This is a genomic window from Streptococcus sp. ST16, assembly GCF_046098135.1.
Taxonomy (GTDB): domain Bacteria; phylum Bacillota; class Bacilli; order Lactobacillales; family Streptococcaceae; genus Streptococcus.
Genome location: NZ_JBJUSE010000001.1, coordinates 32,996 through 58,500, shown reverse-complemented (window position 1 = coordinate 58,500; position 25,505 = coordinate 32,996). Strand labels below are relative to the sequence as shown.

General features: G+C 40.0%; 23 protein-coding genes. 1 reads left to right on the top strand and 22 read right to left on the bottom strand.

What is annotated here, in order from left to right; all coding sequences use genetic code 11:
* Positions 1-103 precede the first annotated feature (103 nt).
* The 19 genes from ACIY14_RS00315 to ACIY14_RS00225 form a co-directional block, all read right to left on the bottom strand.
* A complete protein-coding gene (locus tag ACIY14_RS00315) occupies positions 104-919 on the bottom strand; it encodes a phosphorylcholine transferase LicD (RefSeq protein WP_409001120.1) in 816 nt (271 codons plus the stop codon).
* Entirely contained in the window at positions 920-1,723 is an 804-nt protein-coding gene (locus ACIY14_RS00310; protein WP_409001119.1) for a phosphorylcholine transferase LicD, read from the bottom strand.
* Positions 1,724-1,735: 12 nt separating this feature from the next.
* Positions 1,736-3,220, bottom strand: coding sequence for an oligosaccharide flippase family protein (locus ACIY14_RS00305; protein WP_409001118.1), 1,485 nt, complete (start codon positions 3,218-3,220; stop codon positions 1,736-1,738).
* Positions 3,221-3,457: 237 nt separating this feature from the next.
* A complete protein-coding gene (locus tag ACIY14_RS00300) occupies positions 3,458-4,495 on the bottom strand; it encodes a prephenate dehydratase (protein ID WP_409001117.1) in 1,038 nt (345 codons plus the stop codon).
* A 3-nt stretch (positions 4,496-4,498) separates the two neighbouring features.
* Positions 4,499-5,956 (bottom strand): O-antigen polysaccharide polymerase Wzy family protein, encoded by a 1,458-nt coding sequence (locus ACIY14_RS00295; RefSeq protein WP_409001116.1) that lies wholly within the window; start codon positions 5,954-5,956, stop codon positions 4,499-4,501.
* 15 nt (positions 5,957-5,971) lie between these two features.
* Positions 5,972-6,958, bottom strand: coding sequence for a glycosyltransferase (locus ACIY14_RS00290; protein ID WP_409001115.1), 987 nt, complete (start codon positions 6,956-6,958; stop codon positions 5,972-5,974).
* Position 6,959: 1 nt separating this feature from the next.
* Positions 6,960-8,063 (bottom strand): glycosyltransferase, encoded by a 1,104-nt coding sequence (locus tag ACIY14_RS00285; protein WP_409001114.1) that lies wholly within the window; start codon positions 8,061-8,063, stop codon positions 6,960-6,962.
* Complete coding sequence (locus ACIY14_RS00280; RefSeq protein WP_409001113.1) at positions 8,053-8,889, bottom strand: phosphorylcholine transferase LicD; 837 nt, start codon at positions 8,887-8,889, stop codon at positions 8,053-8,055. Before ACIY14_RS00280 ends, ACIY14_RS00285 begins: the two co-directional genes overlap by 11 nt.
* 145 nt (positions 8,890-9,034) lie before the next feature.
* The gene (locus ACIY14_RS00275; RefSeq protein ID WP_409001112.1) at positions 9,035-10,330 is read right to left on the bottom strand and encodes an LCP family protein; all 1,296 of its coding nucleotides are present in this window, start codon (positions 10,328-10,330) and stop codon (positions 9,035-9,037) included.
* Positions 10,327-11,175, bottom strand: a complete 849-nt coding sequence (gene pheA, locus ACIY14_RS00270; protein ID WP_409001111.1) for a prephenate dehydratase — start codon at positions 11,173-11,175, stop codon at positions 10,327-10,329. Before pheA ends, ACIY14_RS00275 begins: the two co-directional genes overlap by 4 nt.
* A complete protein-coding gene (locus ACIY14_RS00265; protein WP_409001110.1) occupies positions 11,172-11,648 on the bottom strand; it encodes a shikimate kinase in 477 nt (158 codons plus the stop codon). Before ACIY14_RS00265 ends, pheA begins: the two co-directional genes overlap by 4 nt.
* A complete protein-coding gene (aroA, locus tag ACIY14_RS00260) occupies positions 11,641-12,924 on the bottom strand; it encodes a 3-phosphoshikimate 1-carboxyvinyltransferase (protein ID WP_409001109.1) in 1,284 nt (427 codons plus the stop codon). Before aroA ends, ACIY14_RS00265 begins: the two co-directional genes overlap by 8 nt.
* Positions 12,925-13,014: 90 nt before the next feature.
* Positions 13,015-13,353 carry a YlbF/YmcA family competence regulator gene (locus ACIY14_RS00255; protein ID WP_409001108.1) on the bottom strand — a complete coding sequence of 113 codons (339 nt, stop codon included), beginning with the start codon at positions 13,351-13,353 and terminating at the stop codon, positions 13,015-13,017.
* A gap of 10 nt (positions 13,354-13,363) precedes the next feature.
* Positions 13,364-14,467, bottom strand: coding sequence for a prephenate dehydrogenase (locus ACIY14_RS00250; protein ID WP_409001107.1), 1,104 nt, complete (start codon positions 14,465-14,467; stop codon positions 13,364-13,366).
* Positions 14,468-14,476: 9 nt separating this feature from the next.
* The gene (gene aroC, locus ACIY14_RS00245; protein ID WP_409001106.1) at positions 14,477-15,643 is read right to left on the bottom strand and encodes a chorismate synthase; all 1,167 of its coding nucleotides are present in this window, start codon (positions 15,641-15,643) and stop codon (positions 14,477-14,479) included.
* A 9-nt stretch (positions 15,644-15,652) separates the two neighbouring features.
* Complete coding sequence (aroB, locus tag ACIY14_RS00240; protein WP_409001105.1) at positions 15,653-16,720, bottom strand: 3-dehydroquinate synthase; 1,068 nt, start codon at positions 16,718-16,720, stop codon at positions 15,653-15,655.
* A gap of 16 nt (positions 16,721-16,736) precedes the next feature.
* Positions 16,737-17,591: a shikimate dehydrogenase gene (locus tag ACIY14_RS00235; RefSeq protein WP_409001104.1), complete on the bottom strand. Its 855-nt coding sequence runs from the start codon at positions 17,589-17,591 to the stop codon at positions 16,737-16,739.
* On the bottom strand, positions 17,581-18,258 hold the full coding sequence (gene aroD, locus ACIY14_RS00230) for a type I 3-dehydroquinate dehydratase (RefSeq protein ID WP_000780373.1): 678 nt from the start codon (positions 18,256-18,258) through the stop codon (positions 17,581-17,583). The genes ACIY14_RS00235 and aroD overlap by 11 nt, the downstream gene beginning before the upstream one ends.
* On the bottom strand, positions 18,255-19,418 hold the full coding sequence (locus ACIY14_RS00225) for a class I SAM-dependent rRNA methyltransferase (RefSeq protein WP_409001103.1): 1,164 nt from the start codon (positions 19,416-19,418) through the stop codon (positions 18,255-18,257). Before ACIY14_RS00225 ends, aroD begins: the two co-directional genes overlap by 4 nt.
* A 271-nt stretch (positions 19,419-19,689) precedes the next feature.
* On the opposite strand from ACIY14_RS00225, the gene ACIY14_RS00220 reads away from it, so the two are divergent.
* Positions 19,690-21,144, top strand: coding sequence for an alpha-amylase (locus tag ACIY14_RS00220; protein WP_409001102.1), 1,455 nt, complete (start codon positions 19,690-19,692; stop codon positions 21,142-21,144).
* A 79-nt stretch (positions 21,145-21,223) separates the two neighbouring features.
* Here ACIY14_RS00220 and alaS read toward each other — a convergent pair whose 3' ends face one another.
* The 3 genes from alaS to ACIY14_RS00205 all read right to left on the bottom strand — a co-directional run bounded on the left by alaS (position 21,224) and on the right by ACIY14_RS00205 (position 25,397).
* Positions 21,224-23,842 (bottom strand): alanine--tRNA ligase, encoded by a 2,619-nt coding sequence (alaS, locus tag ACIY14_RS00215; RefSeq protein WP_409001101.1) that lies wholly within the window; start codon positions 23,840-23,842, stop codon positions 21,224-21,226.
* A 21-nt stretch (positions 23,843-23,863) separates the two neighbouring features.
* Positions 23,864-24,349 carry an LURP-one-related/scramblase family protein gene (locus tag ACIY14_RS00210; RefSeq protein ID WP_268714494.1) on the bottom strand — a complete coding sequence of 162 codons (486 nt, stop codon included), beginning with the start codon at positions 24,347-24,349 and terminating at the stop codon, positions 23,864-23,866.
* 274 nt (positions 24,350-24,623) lie between these two features.
* Positions 24,624-25,397, bottom strand: a complete 774-nt coding sequence (locus tag ACIY14_RS00205; protein WP_409001100.1) for an MBL fold metallo-hydrolase — start codon at positions 25,395-25,397, stop codon at positions 24,624-24,626.
* Between the last annotated feature and the right edge of the window lie 108 nt (positions 25,398-25,505).

Genomic DNA, 25,505 nt, shown 5'->3' with positions numbered 1-25,505 from the left:
ATCATCATTTTAACCTATTTCCATGTCCTGCTTTGTATATGAATAGTACTGTCCTGATTTTTCCAATAAACACTCAAAAGATTTGCTCTCTTATGAAACTGATCTACTTCTCTAGCTTACGATATGCTTTTATACTATGGCTATACCACTCCTGCATTTCTTTTGATGGCGGAATCATGTAATCTCCATACATTTGTGTAAGAAAAGCATCATAGTTTTTAGGAATTGGCAACATTCTTCCTTCAAACTCTGTCAAAATTAATTCTTTACAAGTGTCTACTGGAAAAACACCTTTCATTCCCTCTTTGTCAACTCCAATAGCTCCTTCATAAGCAGGATTTTCTGTCACACTATTTTTTACTAATTGATCGATTTTCTTAAAGAAGTATCTCGGATTAACAAGTCTAAGAGGATACCAGGTGCACAAGCGAAGAAAATCTTTTAATTTACTATCTCCGTGAACTGCACGTTCTTTCTTGATATAAGCAAGCTGACGCAAGGCAACATATTTATAGCTCTTATCAACAATACTCAAATCTGAAAATTGATCGATTGGAAAGACATCAATAAACAAACTGGTGTCATGACGCTTATACTTTACATTATCCTCAATGACAGTTGATGTATCTAAAATAGCTGCAAAATTATGGAAATACCAAGATGAAGTATCGTAGGAAAGGACTTGATAAATAGGATGCTGGTCCTCTTCAATAGCTTTCAATAAACGCTCATAGTCCTCTCTATACAGAGAAATATCAATGTCATCATCCCAAGGAATCATTCCTTTATGACGAACAGCTCCCAACATTGTTCCATAGCTAAGGAAATAAGAAATATTATTTTTTTTACAAATCTCATCAACATAGTCCAAAATGCCTAGTTGTATCTCTTTAATTTCATTTTTTTCTAAATACTGCATTTAGTCCTCCAATTTATAGGCTTCAAATTCGTGAATATAAATCTGTTTTTCTTTAGGTGGCACCGTCATATAATCATCATAAAACTGTTTTAAAACAACATCAAAACGTTTAGGCGCTGGAAGAACAAGGTGTTCAAAAGGTATTTCAATCAGTTCATCAAACATATCTCTTGGAAAAATTTCCTTTTCCTTGAGTTTAGATGGAATAAAAGCTATGTATTTCCCATCCTCAACCCTATATCTTTGAATTTGCTTTTCGATTTGATTAGCGAAGAAGCGTGGAGAAACAGGACGAAGAAGAAGCCAGAATAAAGTACGAATCAAGTCTTTTAACTTGCTATCTCCATAAACAATATTCTTATGCTTACTGAAGGATAATAGTTTAAAACTCTCCAACTTATAGCAGATATCAACTACCTTAGTATCATTAAATGTATCCATCGGAAAAATATCAATGAATACACCCGAATCATAAGTTTTTGTATTTCTCGTATCAATTATTTTTGTTGTAGGATCTACAATTTTGATAAAGTTATTAAAATATTGGTCATCCGTTTCTAACGAGAGAAGTTTATATTTTGATTGCTTCTCGCTAAATAACTGAATAAACTTTTCATAGTTTTTACGAGTCATAGAAAGGTCTATATCATCATCCCAAGGAATAAATCCCTTGTGTCGAATAGCACCAATCAAGGTCCCATAGTTAATACAATAGTTGATGCCGTGCTCCTTACAAAAGGAATCTATAAAGTCTAAAATATCAAGTTCAAGCTTTTTAGCTTCTTCAATGCTTAATTTTCTCATATATTCCTCCTATTATTTTATAACGCGTTTTTTTAGCGAAATAAAGTGTCCTAAAAATTCATAGAAAATACTATCTTTTGTCCATACTAGTAAGCCAATATAACTGAGTGCAGATAACGCCATAATGATAAACATATTAATAAAGAGCGGCAAGTTGATAACCATTTGTACCGGATATATAAAATTGACTAGGAAGTAAATTAGAATAAATGTCGATGAGAAGAGAGAGTAGCGTAAAGTATACTTTAGAATGTGCCGTAAGTTGATGAGTTTACGCTTATTGATAAAGAGAATATAAAGAATCAAAAGGAATGTTTCAGATAGCATAGTTGTAATCAGATAATACTCTGGTGTATAGATATCATAAAAATAGAGTAAACTATCTAAAACAAGGTTCAAAATACCCGCAAAAACAGTATAGAGGGTAATTCTTCTCTCATATCCATTTGTAAAGAGAATTTGTGATCCTAGAATAGTATCTAGAGCGAGAATAATCGTACGGACAGCAAAGAGGGAAGTTAAAATACCGCCACCTATATATTTTTCACTACCATATACTAAGATAGCTTGGGGTCCCAAAATCATTAAGCCTATACTAAGAGGAATGATGAAGAAATTGAAAATACGGCTTCCTCGATTGACTAAATTGACATACTCCTCTTTCTTTCCTTTTCCAAGATAATAACTTAAACGAGGGACACTAACTCCAATTGCACCTGTAACAACCCCCGCAATAACCGTTACAATTCGTTGTGCGATGGTATAGTAGCTGACATTCACATCAATCCCGGTTTTCACAATAAATAGACGGTCAAGAAATGTAAATAACATATTTGCATTTGCAAAAATAAGCATGGCTGTCAGTGGAAGGAAGAGCGGTTTGAATTCACTTAGTGAAACTTTTACAAATTTTATATCTCGTTTAATCCAGAAATAACTAATGAGATAGTTAATTAGAGTTGATAGACTCATTACCAGAGTATAAACAACAATATCGTGTTCGTTTTTTACAAATAAAAATATTGATACCAACATGAGAACACGTATGAAAGCTGTTTTATAAAATAAAAAGCTATAATTTTCAAGTGCCTCATTAACCCACTCAATTGAAAAAATCTGAGCAACGAGTTGCACTCCCATTACTAAGTAGATCTTTTTAATAATAGGATTAGCTGTAAAGAATAAGGGATAGGAGAAAACATACACAAGTGTTGTAATAATAGTACAAGCAACACACAAATAAAAAAGACTAGAGAAAACTTTGTTTAGCTCTTTTTTATTATCTTTTACATTGCTAATGGCACGAAGACCGTAGTTATAAACCCCATAAGTTGCAAAGGGCAAGAAGAAAGATAGGATGGTATCAACAGAGTTAAAATAACCATAATCTGTTCGATCCAAAACACGAGCAACATATGTACCTGTTAAAATGGGGAAAATAATATTTAAAACACGAATCCCCATAAAAGCCAGAGCATTTAATTTTATACTTTTCATTCAATTTACCTCGTTGTTTATTATATCATAAAGTTAGTTAAAAAGGCCTTTTTGATTGAGAAAACTAGTTTCAACAACGCATTTCTATTTCGCTTATTATAAGTTTCTTCTTCGTTCAAAGATAGGTTGATAACCCTAATATCATTAGACTTCCTTTCGACCTTATCGTAGGCATAAAAAAGAGGACTATCACGTCCTCTTTAAGTATTGAACCTCTTCACTTTTTATGAAGATACTTTATAGATTAAAAGCTATGACTCCTAAAACTGAACGATTTAGATTTCTAACCATCTGCAAGCTTTCTTCAAATTTTTTATAACGAGTAACACCATATTCCTCAACGAATAGAACATTGTCCGTTGCTAAAAGATCTTTTACATTTTGCAAATCTACAAAATGAATACCCTCTATATTTAATTTGTAATTTTCTTGTAATTTCTTTAAGATACGACTATCTGAACTGACAACCGCTAATGGTTGACCTTCACATCTATAACTCAAAAGTTGTGATAGGTTATCATTGGTAGTGATATTTGAAACAAAATCTAGTTGATAGGCCAAAAAGTCGCCTGCACGATTAATTGTAGGATTAAAAATGTAGACAAGAACATTTCCCATAATAAGGAGAACAACACATAGAACTCCTATAACTGCTAAGCGCAAAACTAGATTTTTAAGATTGAAGCCAACTGTAATTTCACCACTAGGATTTAATTCTTTTGAATTGACTGTTTCTAACTTTTCAATTTTAACATTTGCATAGGTACTCTTAAATTTATCAATCAATGAATCAAACTTGGTCTCAAGAAAATCATTTACCTCTTTGCTAGGAGTTAAAATTTTGATACTTACACCTGCATCATCAATTAATGAATTTACTGTTAATTTTTTAGTCCAGTAGTCACTGGTTGAATTTTTTAAGGCTGATTCTGTTGTATCCAAATCACGAGCAATTTTTTTCATTTTATCTGAATCAACATCATTAAATAGAAAGGCTCCATTTAGATTACCGTCAATTAATTTGGCATAAAAATCACTGTATCTTCCAACTTGGTGGTTTAAAATTACTTTTGAAGAATCCTCTGGAGGCGTAATTTTATAAGTAATATAAGTTGAATAGCTAGATGTATCTTTCACCGTATTCTTGTTTTTGACCGCTGTAATCGTAAATGGCACAGCGATAAGTGCAAATAAAACAATCAAAACTAGCAGATTAATTTTCCGTTTTTTATAGAGATTTGCAAATAGATCCTCTACTGAATAGTGTTCAAACATGAGTTAACTCCTTTTTTGTATTAGATATTGATTTTTTTTAGTAATCATTTTAGCGACAAATAGCATAACAAGAACAATTCCCCAGAATTGCATTGTAAACAGGTTGAAGAAACTTTCCGAAAAGCTACTTCTTGGCATAAAGAAGATATTATTCAAGATTAATAGGGATAAAGCGAATAAGATGGTTTTCGAGCGATAAGCAACTTGCAACATTGCTATAAATAATAAGCCAAGTAGGAGACTTAGTAGGAAAACTCCCATCATACCATAATCAGTATACAACTCCATGATGTAACTACTACCAATACCATGACCTCTTAAGTATTCCTTGTTTAGGACAAGATAAGATAGGTTATTAGCGTAGCTATTACTATCAATGGCTAATTCAATACTATTTGTTGTATGTTCAAATGGTTTCGCTCCAAAAATGATTCCCAAACTTCCCCTTGCAAAATAGTCAATTATAGGACCAAAGGTGAAATTTCGAAAATCCCTATAAGGGAGACTACTATTGTATAAAAATCCTCTCGCCAATACTCCAAAACTGGTTCCCTGTTTATAAATAAAATCAAGAAGAATATCCCAAAATCCTGTATGAGAAACTTGCACATTATCTCGCACATAATTAAGAATTCCCATTGCTAACATAAGAATAGGTGATCCAACAAAAATAGCCAATTTCTCTTTAAAGCCAATCCATTTTCCCTTTTCAGTCTGCTCACGCATAAAATAATATACAAAAGCAAATAGAATACTTAAAATGAAAGGATTACGTGTTCCTATTGCTAAATGAATAGTATTTGCGATAATAAAGGACACTAGCACTGCTGTCGCGTGTAATTTTTTTGGTTTAGTTGCCAAGTACATACACATCGCATAAACCGTAAATGTCGATAAGATATAGGTAAAATATGGAAGTTGACTCTCAAAATTTGCATAATAGTTGTAATAAGAAGTCTGTAAACGATAAAGCAAACGTTCAAGTAGTCTTAAAAAGTAAAATGGATAGGTAATCAAAAATACACCCAGTGATACAAAACGTAAGTTTTTTATAAAGTTTGCAGTAGATTCTTGTCTAACTTCTATATCGTTAACTTTCTTTCTATTGATGTAATAACTAGCAATAAATCCTCCTATTGTCAGTCCCAATATTGAGACGATTACCACCAAAAAAGAAAAGCGATAAGCAATAGGTTGGTAAGTGTCTAAGGCTCCATCTCTAAAGTAATCTATCGTGGGTCTGGATACCAAAAATATAAAAATTGTAATATAAAAAATAAAGTGAATTAAATAATATTTTATATTATTCCAGCAAAATAGAAGGCTACTAATCAGCAACAATAGTAGAGTTATTAAAAGTACGACATTTTCATTTGTAAACAAATAAGTGATGCCACTTAAAATTGTTAAGAAATAGCTTAGAATGGTCGCACAAAGCAATATTCGTTTGCCATCAATCATTTCTCTCCTCCTTTTCTAATTAATTTTTCTTGACTGTTCAATATTTTTTAGCAACAATATTCGATACAATCGTATGTTTAAAAATAGAGCTAAAGCACTAATTCGTCTCCCCGTTCTAAAAATAGGATTTTTAAAAATAGAAAAAGCGTGCTTCTTCAAAAAATGATAAATCGCTGGATATTCTTTAATTTCTCTGTAATCCTCTACCAAAAGCATCTTATCCAGAATAAAGAAGTGGGCATAGGCCAATCTGAAGAAAGCGACCTCCTTCAAGTCAGGATAGTTTTTCACAATTTCATTATAAAATTTTTGATAGATATCAATATAGGCTAAATCCTTTTCTGCATAAGGTTTGGTCGTAATGCTATCCCCTCTATGAAAATAGTAATAATAGGGTTTCGTATTAACCACATACTTCTTGGCCAACTTGATCAAATCAAAATGATAATAAGCATCTTCGTAAATCAATCCCTTTGGAAAGGATAGGGCAGTTGCAATCTCTCTTTTGATCAGCTTATTGCAGATCGTTCCAGGTATTTTTTCACCTATGAGGTATTCCCTCAGAAATGTTTGAGAATCACAGACAAAATAATCATCCTGATTGGCTGACTGTGGGCTTTCATCATTTGCATAGACATTCATGACGCCACAGCTCGAAACATCTGCATCTTCTTTAATTAATTGCTCATATAAACTCTGAATCATATCTGGATGGATATAATCATCCGAGTCAATAAAAATCAGATAGTCCCCATGAGCTTGCTTCATTCCATCGTTTCGCGCTTGTGACAGGCCTTCGTTATTTTTATGAAGCACTAACACCCTATCATCTTGTTCAGCGATTAAATCACACAAGCGACCACTTTCATCCGTTGCCCCATCGTCAACAAGAATGATTTCCAGATTTTGATAGGTCTGCTTCTGAATGGAAGCTATCGATTTTTCTAGGTATTGCGCCACATTATAGACTGGCACAATCACACTAATTAATGCAGTTTCCATGCTACTCCTCTAATAGTTTTTCTACTTGTTCGATTTGTTTGGCAATTGTAAATTGTTGAATGAATTGGCTAGCTTCATTAACATCAAAGTTTGAAGCAGAAGTCATATAGTTCGTAATTGCCTGAGCTGCCTCTTGATTGCTCTCAATAATTTGTCCGAATCGGCCTTCTTGAGATAATTCCTCAGCCCCTCCGACATCAGTAGAGACAAAAGGGATTCCAAGACTCAAGGCTTCCACATACACTCCTGGAAAACCTTCTTGCTTAGACATAGACAGAAGAACTTTCATCTGAGATAAATACTGGTAAGGATTTTTTTGATAACCAAGAAAATGAATATAGTCTTCAAGATGATACTCCTTGACTCGTTTTTTCAGTTCCACTTCCATGTCACCTGCACCTATAAAGTAGAGGTGGTAGTGTTTTCCTTCTTGGTGCAATAGTCGTATCACTTCCACTACACGGTCAGATCCCTTATTTTCCTCAACACGTCCAATGGTACAGATACTTTGAGGCGCAATCTCGATATCTATCTTCTCTTGAGATTTTTCTAGAATACTCTTAAAATCATAACCATTGTATACCGTTTGTAATTTCGAAGCATAGTATGGATACACTTCTTTGATAGAATTACTGGTCTTTTTGGAAATTCCTACTATAGCATCCGCAGTATCCAACTGACGTCTATGCGATTCACGTTTTGAACTATCCTTTAGGAATTCCTCAATACTTCCATGAATCCAAGATATCTTCTTGACTTCTTTCCGCTCTGAAAATAAGAGTGGTGGATTCATAATCGTAAAAGAAACTTCAACATCATAATCATCTTTTACAAGCAAGCGACGAGTCAGCCTTGGAAAATAGATTCTTATTCTCCACAAAAGAGCTCGTAACCATCTTGGTTGACGATAATCCTGAAAAGCCTTTAAAATATGAACATTGTTGGGAACCGTTTCATACCCCTTATCAAAGTGTTCCATTTCAAGAATATCAATATCATACTTTTCTGGATCTAGATTTGAAACAATGGTAGATAGAATCTTCTCTGCTCCGCCTCCAAGAGAAAAGGACCACATAAAAAACAGAATTTTTTTCTTATCCACCATATTCTCCCTTGTACTCTGTGTAACTCTTGTCCATGTCTGCTATAATGGCATCATGATGCGGTACTTGCTTATCTGCTGGTGGTGGCGTCATATAATCCCCAAAAGCAGTGCTGAGATAGGCATCATAACCGACTGGGATGGGCATCTCAGTATCTTCAAATGGCAAGAAGACATTATCTTCAAAGGATGCGATTAGGTACTTGTTTCTCATGTAGCCGGGACCTGAGCATAATTCCGTGATTCCATCGCTCTCAGCTAGACTGTACTTGGTCATTTCTTTCTCAGCTTTTTTCCAAATGCGATAACGTAGAGATTTTGGCGTCAAACCGAGTAAAATGCGACTTCCCCATTTCATGATAGCACCATGCTTTTCTGGGATAGTTTGGGCGCAAAAGAGTGAATAAATCAAAGCCCAACGAACCTGTTTCTTACGCTCAGCCGGATTTTTCGGATAATAATCCAAAGGCAAAACGTCCAAAGCCAAGCCGTGTGGCAAATCCAAATCTTGCTGATAAGGCTTGATACAAGTGGTTTCCTTGTCACGAATGGTGATAAAAAGGTTACGGTCTACAAAATCTTTGTTACTCTTTGACAAGAAATAACGCTCATCTGCATAACGGGGCCACAGTTCTGCTAATTTTTCATAGTCCTTACGAGGCATGAAAAAGTCTAAATCATCATCCCAAGGAATGAAACCTTTGTTACGTAGGGCACCAATAGCTCCTCCACCACAGAGGTAGCATAACAAATCATGTTCTTTACAAAATGCGACGAAATATTCAGCCATTTCCAGACTACGAGCCTGAATCGCTTTCAAATCACTCATATCTCTCCTCTTCTGTCCAATAACGAGTTATATCATTTTATTATACCATAAAAAAGCCTTAAAAATCTATCAGATAGTAAGAAAAACCAAAGCTCAGACCACCATTTCACTAGTGAATCAAACTTTGATTTTCATTTATCGCCTTTTATCTCATCCCCATTTGGGCGAGTTTGGTCCGGTATTTATTTTGATCGACAAGAAGTCCTTGACCTCCATAGACATCATAAGCATCTACCCAGTCACCAAGTTCTGGTACTGTGAGTCTTTCAATTCCATTTTGAGCACCTTCTAAGACAGATAAGCCATTGGTCAACAAGAAACTATATGGTAGATTTGTTGAGGTCATTCCAAAGACTTTTCCAAGTGCCTCTGATCCCGTAAAGAGCTTGGTTGGATCTTTGATTTGCTCAAGAACGGCTGACATCACCTGTTGCTGACGTTTGGTACGACCGTAGTCCCCTTCATCATCATCACGAAAACGAGCATAGTTCAGCAAGGTAGATCCATTCATCTGCTGCTTCCCAACTTTGATGGTTTGGGTTGGTGACTCTGTCTCTGTTGCATGAAGGTCATCTCCAACTGTGGCTTCTGTCAGAGGTTGACCATTCAGAGTTGAAAATTGAGCATCAATCGTTACCCCGTCAGGGAAGAGGGTATCAATAGCTGTTGCAAAAGCCTGGAAGTCAACTAGGGCGTAGTACTTGATATCCAAGTCAAAGTTATCTTTTAAAACCTTGCGGACCATTTCTGCTCCTTTTTGACCTTCTTGTTCCCCGAGTTCATAAGCAACATTGAGTTTATTATCCGTTTGTTTCTGGCCATTTACGATCTTACTATACCCGTCAATATAAACTAGGTTATCACGCATAAAGCTGACTAGTTTGATCTTCTTATCCGATCCACTGACATTCAGCACCATGATCGTGTCGGTACGGGTCTCCGCACTATTTTGACCGATACGACCATCTGTTCCCATGACTAGGATATTCACACCATCTTTGGTATCCTGACCGTTAAAGACTTCTACTTGAGCTGCTTTGGCATCAGCTGGCTTATTGCTTGGATTGGCTGCTGACTGGAACCCTCGAAGAAACATAAAAATCATTCCTGCAAGCACACAAGTAATCAACAGCAGGAACCAAGTCAGTATTCGTTTGAAGCGAATTCTTCTTTTTTTCTTTTTGACTTTAGGTTGAGGGGCTACCTTTTCACGTTTCTTAGACCGGCTTCTACTGCCATAAGTCGGAAGATCAATGTCTCTACCCCAAGATTCTTCTTTTTCTTCTTGTTGGAAATGGTGAACTTCAGACTTGGGACCTGCCATTTTCTGTTGCAGATAGTCAAACTCCCTCCGTTCACGATCGTTGAGGTAATGAATATTTTTGAAGAGATAGTCATAACGTAACTGCTCGTGATGACTTAAAGGATTTTCTTTGCTCATTGACTCTCCTTTTCTATATCAGTTATGGTAAAAATCGGGTAGGTTCCCAGTATCTTGTGCTGGATTCCAATGGCTTCTAGTTCTTGTCTGGCAAAATGAACCAGTTCTTTATCACTATAGTCTACATCGATAATGAAAAAGTATTCTCCCAAGGCTGTTTTAAGGGGGCGACTTTCAATCTTTGTTAAGTCAATCCCTCTCCAAGCAAAGGTCGAAAGTGCCTTGTAAAGAGCACCAGGTAGATTGTCTGGTAAGGTCAAGGCCAAACTCATTTTTTCAGCTTGCGAGTTCAAAGGAATCTTCGGTATCTCTGCCCCTAACACCCAAAAACGTGTGAAATTGGCTTCCATCTCCTGAATATCCTCTGCAATTAATTCCAAGCCATATTCTTCAGCTGAACTTCTAGGAGCAATTGCTGCATAAGGCTGATCTGGATGTTCCGAAATAAAGCGAGCCGCATAAGCAGTACTGGCTGTTACCTCGATTTGAGCCTCTGGATAGTGTTTGTCGATGAATTTCTTTCCTTGAGCTAGAGCCTGAGGATGGGAAAAAATTTTCTCAATTTTTGACTGACCTGGAATCACCATCAACTGCTGGTGAATGGGTTGAACAATTTCTGCAACTGCTTGGATGCGAGCCTGGTGAAAAAGGTAATCCAAACTTTCATGGACACTACCTTCAATGGAGTTTTCAACTGGTACCACAGAATAGTCCACCAAGCCCTGTTCATAGGCCTTGATAACATCTGTGATATTGGCAAAGGCATGCAATTCCTCCTTGGGAAAGGCTGTCTGCACAACATGATGCGAAAAAGATCCCTTGGGACCTAGATAGGCAATTTTCATCTCAGTTCCTCTATAATTTCCTCTGGGCTTAACTTGGTCACATCCAGAACACGACTGGCTACTTCCTCATACCAAGCTTGTCTTTCTTGGAAAATAGTTGCCAGTTCTTCCTTACTTTTGTTAAGAAAGAGCGGGCGCTGATTGTCCTTGTCAGCTGCGATACGTTGGTAGAGGGTTTCAAAATCTGCTTTTAGGTAGATGTTATCAGGATTGGTTTTGAGCAAGTCACGATTTCTCTGAGAAATGATAACTCCTCCGCCAGTTGACACAACTCGGTCAGTTTTTAGTAAGTCAGCTAGGACTTCTGACTCTACTTGACGAAAGGCCACTTCTCCTTTTTCAGCGAAGAAATCCGCAATGGACATGCCCAAATGTTCCTCGATTAAGGCATCCATATCGATATAGTCTGGGTCCAAGCCTCTAGCGATTGTCGACTTGCCTGCCCCCATAAATCCGAGTAATACCTTAGCCATGAATCAAGCTCTCCAAATCATCAAAGAAGCTAGGATAGCTGGTATTGATGGCTTCAGCACGGTCAAGTTCCACTTCTCCATCCGCAACCAAGAGGGCTGCGATGGCTGTCATCATTCCAATTCGATGGTCACCAAACGTATTGACTCTACCGCCATGAAGGGCGGATTTCCCTTTGATAATCATCCCGTCTGCTGTGGGGGTGATGTCCGCTCCCATGCTATTTAAGGCATCTGCCACCACCTGAATGCGGTCGGTTTCCTTGACCTTGAGTTCTTCAGCATCCTTAATGACCGTTTCACCTTGCGCTTGTGTTGCTAGAAGGGCAATAATGGGCAATTCATCAATCAAACGTGGAATCAAGGCTCCACCAATTTCTGTCCCTTTCAAGTCTGAAGACTCGACAGTTAGGGTTGCTGATTTAGCGACTGGATCGATTTCAGTTATTTCCAATTTTCCACCCATAGCACGAATGATATCAATAATACCTGTACGCGTTTCATTGATGCCCACATTCTGCAGCACCACACGAGAGTTTGGAACAATCAAACCTGCGACCAACCAAAAGGCTGCACTGGAAATATCTCCTGGAACAACTACCTTTTGTCCGATCAGTTTTTGTGGTCCTTGAACTGTGATTTTTTTGCCATCCACACTTAAATGACCACCAAATTGCTGAAGCATATCTTCGGTGTGGTTGCGAGTACATTCTTTCTCGATAATAACTGACTCCCCTTGAGCCTGCAAGGCTGCAAATATCAAGGCAGACTTGACCTGAGCAGAGGCGATTGGTAACTCATAATGAATAGGTGTTAGATTTTTTGTTCCTTTGAGGCGAAGAGGAGGCAGGTCTCGCTCAGTTTGCCCCGAAATGCTGACGCCCATTTTTTTCAAGGGAAGGGTCACGCGATCCATAGGACGTTTAGAAAGACTATCATCTCCGAACATTTCAACTTCAAAATCTGCACCAGCAAGTACACCTGAAATCAGACGAATCGAGGTACCAGAATTCCCCATATCCAAGGCATTTTGCGGAGCTTTTAAACCATCCATGCCTACACCTTGAATGGTAACAACCCCATCTTTGTCCTCAATTTCAACACCAAGGTCACGAAAAACCTGCATGGTTGAAAGTACATCTTCTCCACGCAAAATATCATAAACCTTGGTTTCGCCCTCAGCCAAACTTCCAAAAATAATCGAACGGTGACTGATAGACTTGTCACCTGGAACCCGGATACTGCCATGTAAGTGGCGAATGTTTGTTTTTAGTTTCATAGTTGACCTCATACTTGCAATACTTTTTCTTATTTTATCACAAAAAAGCCAGAAATTCCTGAAATTTCTGGCTTTTATACAGATAAAATACTATTTCAATAATTCTGAAACAGGTTCAAAGACAATTTTTTCAATGTCTGAAAGATAAATGGACAATTGTTGCTGTTTGGCAAAGAAATCTGACAAAAGAGCGTTCTCTTGGATTTGCTTGCTGAAAGACTGCATCTTTTCTTGGAAAGAAGCATCTGGCATTTGTCCAGTTTGAGCCATGACTTGGATTTCTTGCTGGAAGGCAAGATAGTCTGCAAAAATCTTGCCAGCTTGTTCATCTGCTTGGATAGCATCTTTGGCTGCCTTGACAGCCTTGTATTCTGGTAATTCGCGTAATCCGCGACTGAGTTCATTTGCACTATCGTAAATATTTGACATGATTTTCTCCTTATTTGATGACGACTGTGTAGTCCGTATTTTCTGTAATTAAGCGCTCAGCTCGTTCTAAGTCTTGAGCATTTTTAAAGGAAATTTGTAGAATCCCGTGAATATCCTCACGGTTTTCTTCGTTGATGTGAATGTTGACCAAGGAAGTTCCTCGTAGCAATTCCAAAATCCGCAAGATGACATCTTCTTCATCGGGAACGTCGACATAGAGGTCGTAAGAGCTATCCACACCACCACGCTTATGGATTTCCATGGCCTGCCGTTGCTCACGTGCTTGATTGAAAAAGTTCCAAATTTGCTCTTCATCTCCCTTGCTGATGGCTTGTCCAACCTCATCTAATCGCTCCTTGAAATCCGCAATCCGCTCTAGAATAGTCTCACGATTAGACAAGAGAATGGAGGTCCACATACCTGGCTCGCTTTCCGCAATCCGAGTCATATCTCGAAATCCACCCGCCGCAAAGCACCTTGCCATCTCATGTTCTTGAGCATAGACAGCTGTTTGCTCCATGAGGCTGGAAGCCAGAATATGAGGAAAATGGCTAATCTGAGAAGTCACCCGATCATGCTCCTTGGCATCAATCTCGATAAAACGAGCATGAAGGCCTGAAAGCAGATCTTTCATTTCCTCAAGTGTGTCAGGACTTGTCAAGCTCGAAGGTGTAAAGATATAATAGGCGTTTTCAAAGAGATTAACATCCGCAGAAGCAGCTCCTGTCTTGTGGCTACCAGCCATAGGATGGGCCCCAACAAAGCGAACAGCCTTGCCAGCCAAATACTGCTCCGCCGCATCCACAATGGCTGACTTGGTCGAACCAGCATCTGAGATAATCACTCCTTCTTTCAAGTCCAAACCTGCCAACTCCTTAATAAAAGCAATGGTCTGCTTGATCGGTAAGGTTAGAATGATGATATCTGCCAGAGGAGCAAAACTGGCAAAATCATCCGTCGCACGGTCAATCATTCCCCTCTCCAAGGCAATATCTCTCGAAGTCTGACTGCGATTATAACCCAAAATTTCATACTCAGGATGGTCGCGCCTGATACCGAGCGCCATCGAGGCACCAATCAATCCGAGACCTGCGATATAGATGGTTTTTGCCATAGGAACTCCTCAATAGTTCTTTGTATACTCTCGGTGTTTGGCTACCGCTTCCTTTAATTCCTCTAGATTATCGGATGAGAATTTTTCTAGGATTTCTTGTGCTAGAACTGTTGCCACAACAGCTTCCATGACGACACCCGCTGCTGGAAGAGCGGTCGGATCACTTCTCTCCACGGTTGCCTTATAAGGTTCGTGAGTCTCAATGTCTACACTCATGAGTGGTTTGTAGAGAGTAGGAATGGGTTTCATAACTCCACGAACAACGATAGGTTGCCCATTGGTCATACCACCTTCGAAACCACCTAGATTATTGGTACGACGAGTATAGCCGTCTTCTTTAGACCAGAGAATTTCATCCATAACTTGGCTGCCTTTAAGGTAACCAGCCTCAAAACCAAGACCAAATTCCACCCCTTTAAAGGCATTGATAGAAACAACTGCTTGGGCCAATCGCGCATCCAATTTTCGGTCCCATTGGACATAGGAGCCGAGGCCTACTGGTACGCCTCCAACAACTGTCTCCACAACTCCACCGATGGTATCACCGTCACGCTTGATTTGATCAATATAATCCTTGATTTCCTGTTCCCGTTCTTGATTGACAATAGAAACTTCTGACTGGGATGCCAGTTTCTTAATCTCAGCGACTGTTAAATCTTCAGGAACATCGATTTCCTTACCACCGAAGACCACGACATGATTGGCAATTTCTATCTCCAGCTCAGCCAAGAGACGTTTGGCCACTGCTCCAACTGCCACTCGCATGGTGGTTTCACGGGCAGATGAGCGCTCCAAGGAATTACGCAAATCATCAAAACGGTACTTGATGCCCCCAACCAAGTCGGCATGACCGGGACGTGGATGAGTGATTTTTCGTTTGCTTTTAAAGCGGTCTTCAATGTCCTCCGCAGACATGATATCCAACCATTTTTGGTGGTCCTTATTGATGACATCCATGGTAATAGGAGCCCCTGTCGTCTTCCCGTGGCGAACGCCCGAAGTAAAGACAACCTGGTCACTCTCAATCTTCATACGACCACCACGACCGTAGCCACCCTGACGGCGTTTAAGGTCTCCATTAATATCCTCAGCTGTCAAAGGAAGTCCAGCGGGAATTCCTTCAATGATAGCCGTCAAACGAGGACCGTGTGATTCTCCTGCAGTTAAATATCTCATACGTTCTCCTTATTTTACCAAGTAGTCTTTCATCTCTTCCAGAGAAACTGGGTGAATGGTCGCTGAACCAAGCCCTGGTACCAAGACCAATTTCAAGGTGTTCCCACGCGCTTTCTTATCATGAGTCAAAGCCTGATAAAGTTTGTCAACATCCCAGTTTTCATAGTCAACAGGCAAACCAAATTTCTGACACATAGCTGTGATGGACTGGGTTATACCAGCTGGCATGAGGCCTTTTTCCTCAGCAATCTTGGAAATCTGCACCATCCCCATAGCCACAGCCTCACCATGCATGACCTTGCCATAGCCAGCAGTCGCTTCAATAGCATGACCAATAGTGTGCCCAAAATTGAGGTAAAGGCGAACACCATTGTCCAACTCATCCTCGACCACCATCTTCCGCTTAACCTGACAAGAATGTTCAATCAAAGTCTCTGCATGCTCCAGAATGCTCTCTACAGAACCATCCAGCTCCGTCAAGAGAGCCCATAGTTCTGGATCCTCAATCAAGCCATACTTAATAACCTCACCCATTCCTTCAATCAACTCTCTTTTTCCGAGTGTTTCAAGGACAAGCGGATCAATCAGAACTCCATCTGGTTGGGCAAAAGTTCCCACCATATTTTTAGCAAATGGAGTATTGACACCCGTCTTTCCACCGATAGAAGAATCAACCTGAGCAGTCAAACTAGTCGGAATCTGAACAAAGTGAATGCCCCGCATATAGGTAGAGGCTACGAAACCAGCTAGATCCCCAACGACACCACCACCAAGAGCCACAATCCCATCGCTACGAGTCAGACCTTGCTTGACTAAAAATTCATAGACCTTCTGAACAGTGGTTAAATTTTTTCGTTCTTCGCCTTCTAAAAAGTCAAAAACAGCTACCTGAAAACCAGCATCTTCTAGGCTGAGTTTAACCTTCTCTGCATAGAGAGAGGCTACATGGTTGTCGGTTACGATAACCACTTTTTGTGGTTGCCAGAGTTCTCGCAACCATTGACCAGCCTGAGCCAGACAACCTTTTTCAATCTGAATATCATAAGGACGATGTGGAATATCGATTCTGATTTTCATAGTAGGGTCTCCTTTTTTATTGGTATTTTTCTGTTAAGGACTGCCAAATCTCATCTGTCGGCATTTCTTTACCTGTCCACAGTTGAAAAGCTTCAGCAGCTTGATAGAGCAACATTCCCAGACCATTGACGGCTGGATTGCCCTGACTTCTAGCCCATTTCAAAAACGGCGTCTCAAAAGGTTGGTAAATGATATCTGCCACCAAGAGAGTTTCTGGCAAATTGATGCTTTCAGGAACCGGGGACGACTGACCATCCATGCCCACACTGGTCGCATTGACGAGCAGGTTTGACTGAGTAATCCGTGCTTGCAGTTCAGAAATATCTTCTAAAGCATACAAGTCTACTTTAAAGCCTGTTTGCTCCTGTAACTTGTCTAGGTAAGGTCTTGTTTTTTCCATAGAAGCTGAACGAACAAAGACCGAAATCTGACTGACGCCATCCAAAATAGCCTGCGCCAAAATGGACTTGGCCGCACCACCTGCACCCAGCAGGGTCATCTTTTTACCTGTAATTGTAAAAGAAGGCAAGCTCTTAAAAAATCCCTTGCCATCTGTATTATATCCAATTAAAGTGCCATTCTCATTGACAACCGTATTGACCGCACCGATCAAGCGCGCTTCGTCACTCAGCTCATCCAAATAAGGAATCACTTGCTCCTTATAGGGCATGGACAGGTTGATGCCAAACATCTGGTAGCGGCGAATATTGGCGACTGTTTCTGCCAAGTCACCCGCTTCAATCTCCCAAGCCACATAGACACCATTGGTAGCTGTCGCCTCAAAGGCCCTATTGTGGATAAAGGGTGAAATAGAGTGTTTGATGGGATTGGCAACAACTGCAGCTAAACGTGTATAGCCATCAAGCTTCATCCAAAATCTCCCTGATTTTTTTCATGTTAGCCAATGAAATCTGACCTGGGGCACTCGCTTCATCCAGACTAGCAAATGACCAACTTGAACCCGTCACATCTGAAGTAATGCGTGATACCTTGCCCATTTTCCCCATGGAAATGGTCACGTACTCTTGCTCAGGATTGAGTGTCTTAAATCCTCGTGTGTAGTTCATCAGGTCTAAAACATCCTGCTCCGTATGGGCCATAACTGATACCTTGACCACTTTCGGAGAGAGACTGGTCAACTCAGACAAGATTTCCATCATGTTTTCAGGTGTTTCACGGAAATTATGATAGCTCAATACGAGATTTGGAAAATCCAACATTTCCTCAAAAACGTCCTTGTAGCTGAAATACTCAAAATCAATATAGTCTGGTTGATAGAGTTGCGCCACTTCCTTGATAATTTGAACATACTCTTCTGAGGAAAGTTCAATTTCTCCTCCCTCAGCGCGAGTCCGAAGGGTAAAGACCAGTTCGCGTCCTGCAAATTTTTCAAAGATAGCAGGTGCTACCTGTAAAATAGCGTCCTTTGCAAGAAAGTCCGCACGCCACTCAATGATATCGGCATCTTCATACCTAGTGGCATCCAGTTCTTGCGCTTCTTCTAAACTTCTTGGCATTACTGAGACGACTAATTTCATTTACTAACCTTCATACTAATCACCTTGAGGTAATTACTGCTTTCATCTTTTTTATTATAGGCAAAGTCTGCTGGAAGACCATATTGGTTTAAAATCTGATACCTTCTTCCTGCAAAACCTTTATCAATTTGTTCTATAAATTTCTGGCGGGAAACATTGGCAGCATTGGTACTGGCAATGATAATCGCTCCCGGATTTAAAATCTCTAGGCTCTGGGAAATCAACTTGTGATAATCCTTCGCCACAGAAAATGTTTGTTTTTTATTGCGGGCAAAGCTCGGCGGATCTAGAACAATCACATCATAGGTCAAGCCTTTTCGCTTGGCATACTTGAAGTACTCAAAGACATCCATGACGATAAAACGATGATTGTCCGTGCTGAGTCCATTTGCCTGAAAATGAGCCTCTGACAGCTCTCTGGACCGTTTGGCCAAATCGACAGAAGTCGTCTCACTCGCGCCTCCCATAGCTGCAGCAACTGAAAAGGCAGCCGTATAGGAAAACATATTGAGCAAGGATTTGCCCATGGCCAGACCGTCAACCAGACTCCCACGAACTTCATGCTGGTCTAGGAAGATCCCTGTCATCAAGCCATCATTCATAAAGACTTGATAGAGCACGCCATTCTCAAGAACAGTAAAATAGTCTGGCGCTTCCTCACCATAAATATGGGCAGACTCGTAGTCTAGACCTTTAAAACGAATCTTCTCATAAGCACCCAAGACCTCAGGAAAAACTTCCTTAAAAGCCTTTACTATCAGCTTACGAATCTGGTAAACAAAGGAGTTGTACCACGAAAAGACAGCATAATCTCCGTAGAGATCAACAGTCAGACCGCCAAAGCCATCCCCTTCTTGATTAAAAAGGCGAAAGGCAGTAGTCAAGTCATCCTGATAATAAGGCTTTCTAATTTCCTTGGCCTTACGAAACAGAGCTTCAAAAAAGATTTGGTTAAAGCTAACCTTTTCCTTACTGACCATCCAGCCGATGCCTTTGTTCTGCTGAGAAAGATAGGCACTCCCTAAAAACTTCCCGTCCTGACTAAGAACTTCTACTGCCTGATCCGTCAGATCAATATCTGTTAAATCACTTGCTTCCAAAAGAACTAGACCCTTAGCTAGCTTTTTTTCAACACGTCTGCTGACCCTAATTCTATTCATAGCTACTATTATAGCAAATTTTATGACAATTCTCAAAAAAGAAACCGCTTATCCATTTTTACTTTAGTTTACTTAGTGTAATTTTTTCTAAAAAAGTTTGGTCATGTCATTCTTTATCCTAAACCCTCTTTTCCCAGCAATGAAAAGAAGGCGGACAAGCTCTAAAAATAGACAATTTCAGAAATGAGTATAGAATCTTGCGCAAACGTTTGCCTAGTTCTAAACTTTATGGTAGAATAAAACACAACATTGATAAGCAAGAGGAAAAACAATGCAAAATCAGACACTTATGCAGTACTTTGAATGGTATCTGCCTCACGACGGCCAACACTGGACGCGACTGACAAATGATGCAGAGCACCTAGCAAACCTTGGTATCAGCCATGTCTGGATGCCACCTGCCTTCAAGGCAACCAACGAAAAAGATGTAGGCTATGGTGTTTACGATCTTTTTGACCTAGGTGAATTTCACCAAAAAGGGACTGTCCGCACCAAGTATGGGTTTAAAGAAGACTATCTTCAAACGATTCAGACTCTCAAGGAGCATGGAATCCGACCTATGGCCGATGTGGTGCTCAATCACAAGGCTGCAGCCGATCACATGGAATCCTTTCAGGTTATTGAAGTGGATCCTGAGGATCGTACCGTTCAACTAAGCGAGCCCTTCACTATCAATGGCTGGACTCACTTTACTTTCGATGGTCGTCAAAATACCTACAATGACTTCCACTGGCACTGGTACCACTTCACAGGTACAGACTACGATGCCAAACGCCGTAAGTCTGGTATTTACCTGATCCAAGGGGACAACAAGGGCTGGGCAAACGAGGAATTGGTCGATAATGAAAACGGCAACTACGACTACCTCATGTATGCCGACCTAGACTTTAAGCATCCTGAAGTCATCCAAAATATCTATGACTGGGCTGACTGGTTCATGGAAACGACTGGTATTGCTGGTTTCCGTTTAGATGCCGTCAAACACATCGACTCTTTCTTTATGCGCAATTTCATCCGTGATATGAAGGAAAAATATGGTCAAGATTTCTATGTTTTTGGTGAATTTTGGAATCCAGATAAAGAAGCCAACCTAGACTATCTCGAAAAAACGGAGGAACGTTTTGACCTTGTCGATGTTCGTCTCCACCAGAATCTCTTTGAAGCCAGTCAAGCTGGAGCAAGCTACGACCTCCGTACTATCTTTACTGATAGCTTGGTTGAACTCAAGCCTGACAAGGCTGTCACTTTCGTTGACAACCATGATACTCAACGAGGACAAGCCCTTGAGTCTACTGTTGAAGAATGGTTCAAACCAGCAGCCTATGCCCTCATTCTGTTACGTCAAGATGGGCTTCCGTGTGTCTTTTACGGAGACTATTACGGTATTTCAGGGCAATATGCTCAACAAGATTTCAAAGAAGTTCTTGATCGTCTCCTAGCCATCCGAAAAGACAGGGCCTATGGAGAGCAAACAGACTACTTTGACGATGCCAACTGTATCGGTTGGGTCCGCTCAGGCGTTGAGCATCAATCCCCAATCGCAGTCTTGATTTCAAATGACCAAGAAAACAGCAAGTCTATGTTTGTTGGCCAAGAATGGGCTAACCAAACCTTTGTAGATTTACTTGGAAATCACCAAGACCAAGTCACAATTGATGAGGAAGGTTATGGAGAATTTTCAGTAGCAGCAGGTTCCGTCAGTGTCTGGGCAGTCAATACAATCTAAAAAACTAAGCCAAGTCCACTAGGATTTGGCTTTTTGTATTCACAAAAAGACCTACCCAAATGGATAGATCTTTGTTTTCTTACAATTTACCTGCTACGGCATCCAGCAATTCCTGGATCTTAGCTTGGTTGCTTCCTCCTGCCATGGCCATGTCCGGTTTACCACCACCACGTCCATCAACGATTGGGGCCAATTCTTTGACAAGGTTTCCTGCATGCACATCTTTTGTCTTGCTTGCAACAAGGATATTGACCTTGTCACCAATAGCGGCAACTAGGACAAGCACGTCAGAGTAGTCTTTTTGTTTCCAGTTATCTGCAAATGTACGAAGAGCACCTGCATCTGATACAGAAACTTGACTAGCAATGTAACGGTGGCCGTTGACTTCCTTCGCATCCTTGAAGACATCACCTGCGGCTGCAGCTGCAGCTTTTTCTTTCAACTCTGCATTTTCTTTTTGAAGTTGACGGAGTTGCTCTTGAAGACCTTCAACCTTGTGAGGCACTTCCTTGAGTTGAGGTGCTTTCAAGGTTGCTGCGACTGCTTTCAGAGCGTCTTCTTGTTCACGGTAGGCTTCAAAGGCTTCCTTACCAGTCACTGCCAAGATACGACGAGTTCCTGATCCAATCCCTTCTTCTTTGACAATCTTGAAGAGGCCAACCTCAGAAGTGTTGCCAACGTGGGTACCACCACAAAGCTCGATAGAGTAGTCACCGATAGTAACAACACGAACTTCCTTACCGTATTTCTCACCAAAGAGGGCCATAGCTCCCATTTCTTTTGCAGTGTCAATGTCTGTCTCAACAGTCTTAACTGCGATTGCTTCCCAGATTTTCTCGTTGACTTGTTGTTCAATGGCACGCAATTCTTCTGGAGTTACTGCTTGGAAGTGCGTAAAGTCAAAACGGAGGAATTCGACTTCATTAAGTGAACCTGCTTGAGTTGCGTGGTTTCCAAGGATATTGTGAAGCGCTGCATGGAGCAAGTGAGTCGCAGTGTGGTTTTTCATGACACGAAGGCGACGGTCAGTATCAATTGCCAATGTGTATTCTTGGTTCAAGGCAAGCGGGGCATGGACTTCAACAGTATGAAGTGGTTGGCCATTTGGCGCTTTTTGAACATCTGTTACAGTAGCCACGATGTTTCCAGCAGCGTCCAAGATTTTACCATGGTCAGCTACTTGTCCACCCATTTCAGCATAGAATGGAGTCTCTGCAAAGATGAGGGAAGCAGTCCCTTCAGAAACAGCTTCTACTTCAGCATTATCCGCTACGATAGCTACTAATTTTGAATGCAATTGACTAGCATTGTAGTTGAAGACACTTTCAACTGTAATGTTTTGAAGGGTTTCATTTTGCATGCCCATAGAGCCACCTTTGACAGCTGACGCACGCGCACGTTCTTGCTGCTCTTTCATGGCTGCTTCAAAACCTTCACGGTCTACAGTCATCCCAGCTTCTTCAGCGATTTCTTCCGTCAACTCAACCGGGAAGCCGTAAGTGTCGTAGAGTTTGAAGACATCTTGCCCAGCGATAACGTTTTGACCTTTCGCTTTCAAGTCAGCTACAATGGTTTCTGCAAAGTGTTGACCTGAATGAAGGGTACGGGCAAATGACTCTTCCTCGCTCTTAACGATTTTTTCGATAAAGTCACGTTTTTCAAGCACTTCTGGGTAGTAGCTTTCCATGATTTTTCCAACAGTTGGAACGAGTTTGTAAAGGAAAGGCTCGTTGATACCCAATTTTTGACCATGCATAGACGCGCGACGGAGGAGACGGCGAAGGACATAGCCACGGCCTTCGTTTCCTGGAAGGGCACCATCACCGATGGCAAATGAAAGGGAACGAATATGGTCCGCAATGACCTTGAAGCTCATGTTGTCGCCATCTTGATCGTAGACCTTGCCTGACAATTTCTCAACTTCACGGATAATCGGCATGAAGAGGTCTGTTTCAAAGTTTGTCTTAGCTCCTTGGATAACCGCTACCAAACGCTCCAAACCAGCGCCCGTATCAATGTTTTTGTGTGGCAATTCCTTGTATTCGCTACGAGGAACAGCAGGATCCGCGTTAAATTGTGACAAAACGATGTTCCAGATTTCGATGTAACGGTCGTTTTCGATATCTTCTGCAAGCAGGCGAATACCGATGTTTTCTGGATCGAAGGCTTCTCCACGATCAAAGAAAATCTCTGTATCAGGTCCAGAAGGTCCCGCACCAATTTCCCAGAAGTTGTCCTCGATTGGAATCAAGTGACTTGGATCCACTCCTACTTCAATCCAGCGGTTGTAAGAATCTTTGTCATCAGGGTAATAGGTCATGTAGAGTTTTTCAGCTGGAAAATCAAACCATTCTGGGCTTGTCAAGAGTTCATAAGCCCAGGTGATAGCTTCATCACGGAAGTAATCTCCAATAGAGAAGTTCCCCAACATTTCAAACATGGTATGGTGACGAGCAGTCTTCCCTACGTTTTCGATGTCATTAGTACGGATGGCTTTTTGGGCATTGGTAATACGTGGATTTTCAGGGATAATAGTCCCGTCAAAGTATTTCTTAAGGGTTGCTACCCCAGAGTTAATCCATAAAAGAGTTGGGTCATTTACAGGAACCAAACTCACTGATGGTTCTACAGAGTGGCCTTTGCTTGCCCAGAAGTCAAGCCACATTTGGCGAACTTGAGCACTAGATAGTTGTTTCATAATATCTCCTTATTTACTTATTTAATTTGATTGGCTTTCCAGCATCTCCACATAGTCAATCGCGACACAGAGGGAAATGACCAGATCTGCATAAGAGTCTTCATAGACGGTAACATTGTAGGTTGAGGTCAAATGGAAAATTTCTTTTTGAATCTCGGCGACAAGCTGATCACGATCATCCAGCAATTTGAAATTCAAATCCCAGATATTGCCCTCTATACGAAGCCCTAGATGATCAAACTCATACTTATCTCGAAAGAAGGTCAACTTCTTACGAATGACGAAATTTGAACCGTTTCGTAACTGGATATTAAAGCGAGGAAGCAAGGTGAAAAATTCTTTACTAATCTCACTGACTTGCTCACCATAAGCGTCATAGATGGTAAAGGTCTTAGGAATTTGGAAGAAAGATCCCTCCACCTGATAATTCACTACTCCTCTGTCATCCTTGATATCGAAGCGTTCGCCTCCAAGACGAAACTTTTGTTTCACGAGAAATGTCTTCATAAACACCTCCAAAAATCAAAAGACAAGCTCACATCACGAAGGGCGAAAAACCGCGGTACCACCTTCATTCAATGAACTTGTCATTCTCATAATCTTATGCAATTGTCTGATTGAGTAGCATGACTTTCTACCTTAGATGGCTCGCAGCACCGCCATTTCTCTGGACTAAGACAACTGAAAATCAATTCTCAACTTTACTATTATACTGTTTTGATAGAGATTCGTCAAGTTATATCATTTTAAAGATACCACATCAAGTTATAGATTCTTAAACTTAGATACTAATCATCTCCCCCACAGAAAGAGTTTTATAATTAGCATCTGTTACTTCTCTTTTTGTAGTCTGGTAATGACTATAATCTTCAATATGAATCGGATAAATATTTTTGGGTTGAAGTGTAGATTCTAATTGCTTTAACATCTTTAAATCCATTGTGAATGGACCACCAAATGAATCAGATTTGACAGCTCCAAGATTTGCAAAAATAGCATCAATTTTTTGGGGAACATAATCAGTCAATCTTGGATATAAAATCGTGTCACCTGTAAAGTAGATTATTCTAGTTTGCAAAGGACTTGTGATTGTTATTTGGTAACCATTAACTTTCCCAACTATTTTTTGCATTATAAAATTACTCGCATGATAAGCTGGTATAGCTTTAATAGCAATTTGATACTCATCAAAAGAAAAATGTTGCTCTTCTCCCCAATTTAAAACTATATTATTTAAACATGACAATCCTTCTGTGATTTTTCTGTTAGGAGAAATTACGGTTTTATCCCTCAGGTATCCTTTCCCTATATCATCTAAATGATCTCGATGACCATGAATTATTAACCAAACGTTAACTTTATTAAGAAGCTTCTTGTCATTATTGACATCAGTTTGTTTTTTAGATACAAAGCCTTTAAATTGAACTAAAGTACCTTTAGGAGATAAATCAGGGTTAATCCCTATATAAAATTTGTCATCTACGGAAATGACTCCACATACAACTCCACAATAAGTAAACGAAATAGATATAATACTCCTACAAATAGTTTCCAAATCACTTTTTTCTATGAAAAGATAAATTCTTTATGATTAGAAAAATTATAACACGATTCACAAATTATTACTACTTACCACTTGAAACCATAATAAAACCTAGCTATA

Excerpts from the sequence above, each read along its gene's own strand:
- ACIY14_RS00315 (WP_409001120.1), bottom strand. The coding sequence starts at position 919 with ATGCAGTATTTAGAAAAAAATGAAATTAAAGAGATACAACTAGGCATT.
- ACIY14_RS00290 (WP_409001115.1), bottom strand. The coding sequence starts at position 6,958 with ATGGAAACTGCATTAATTAGTGTGATTGTGCCAGTCTATAATGTGGCG.
- ACIY14_RS00265 (WP_409001110.1), bottom strand. The coding sequence starts at position 11,648 with ATGGCTAAGGTATTACTCGGATTTATGGGGGCAGGCAAGTCGACAATC.
- ACIY14_RS00220 (WP_409001102.1), top strand. The coding sequence starts at position 19,690 with ATGCAAAATCAGACACTTATGCAGTACTTTGAATGGTATCTGCCTCAC.
- aroA (WP_409001109.1), bottom strand. The coding sequence starts at position 12,924 with ATGAAACTAAAAACAAACATTCGCCACTTACATGGCAGTATCCGGGTT.
- alaS (WP_409001101.1), bottom strand. The coding sequence starts at position 23,842 with ATGAAACAACTATCTAGTGCTCAAGTTCGCCAAATGTGGCTTGACTTC.
- pheA (WP_409001111.1), bottom strand. The coding sequence starts at position 11,175 with ATGAAAATTGCCTATCTAGGTCCCAAGGGATCTTTTTCGCATCATGTT.
- ACIY14_RS00280 (WP_409001113.1), bottom strand. The coding sequence starts at position 8,889 with ATGAGTGATTTGAAAGCGATTCAGGCTCGTAGTCTGGAAATGGCTGAA.
- ACIY14_RS00295 (WP_409001116.1), bottom strand. The coding sequence starts at position 5,956 with ATGATTGATGGCAAACGAATATTGCTTTGTGCGACCATTCTAAGCTAT.
- ACIY14_RS00275 (WP_409001112.1), bottom strand. The coding sequence starts at position 10,330 with ATGAGCAAAGAAAATCCTTTAAGTCATCACGAGCAGTTACGTTATGAC.
- ACIY14_RS00285 (WP_409001114.1), bottom strand. The coding sequence starts at position 8,063 with ATGGTGGATAAGAAAAAAATTCTGTTTTTTATGTGGTCCTTTTCTCTT.
- ACIY14_RS00210 (WP_268714494.1), bottom strand. The coding sequence starts at position 24,349 with ATGAAGACATTTCTCGTGAAACAAAAGTTTCGTCTTGGAGGCGAACGC.
- aroD (WP_000780373.1), bottom strand. The coding sequence starts at position 18,258 with ATGAAATTAGTCGTCTCAGTAATGCCAAGAAGTTTAGAAGAAGCGCAA.
- ACIY14_RS00235 (WP_409001104.1), bottom strand. The coding sequence starts at position 17,591 with ATGAAGCTTGATGGCTATACACGTTTAGCTGCAGTTGTTGCCAATCCC.
- aroC (WP_409001106.1), bottom strand. The coding sequence starts at position 15,643 with ATGAGATATTTAACTGCAGGAGAATCACACGGTCCTCGTTTGACGGCT.
- ACIY14_RS00310 (WP_409001119.1), bottom strand. The coding sequence starts at position 1,723 with ATGAGAAAATTAAGCATTGAAGAAGCTAAAAAGCTTGAACTTGATATT.
- ACIY14_RS00225 (WP_409001103.1), bottom strand. The coding sequence starts at position 19,418 with ATGAATAGAATTAGGGTCAGCAGACGTGTTGAAAAAAAGCTAGCTAAG.
- ACIY14_RS00300 (WP_409001117.1), bottom strand. The coding sequence starts at position 4,495 with ATGTTTGAACACTATTCAGTAGAGGATCTATTTGCAAATCTCTATAAA.
- ACIY14_RS00305 (WP_409001118.1), bottom strand. The coding sequence starts at position 3,220 with ATGAAAAGTATAAAATTAAATGCTCTGGCTTTTATGGGGATTCGTGTT.
- aroB (WP_409001105.1), bottom strand. The coding sequence starts at position 16,720 with ATGAAAATCAGAATCGATATTCCACATCGTCCTTATGATATTCAGATT.
- ACIY14_RS00255 (WP_409001108.1), bottom strand. The coding sequence starts at position 13,353 with ATGTCAAATATTTACGATAGTGCAAATGAACTCAGTCGCGGATTACGC.
- ACIY14_RS00250 (WP_409001107.1), bottom strand. The coding sequence starts at position 14,467 with ATGGCAAAAACCATCTATATCGCAGGTCTCGGATTGATTGGTGCCTCG.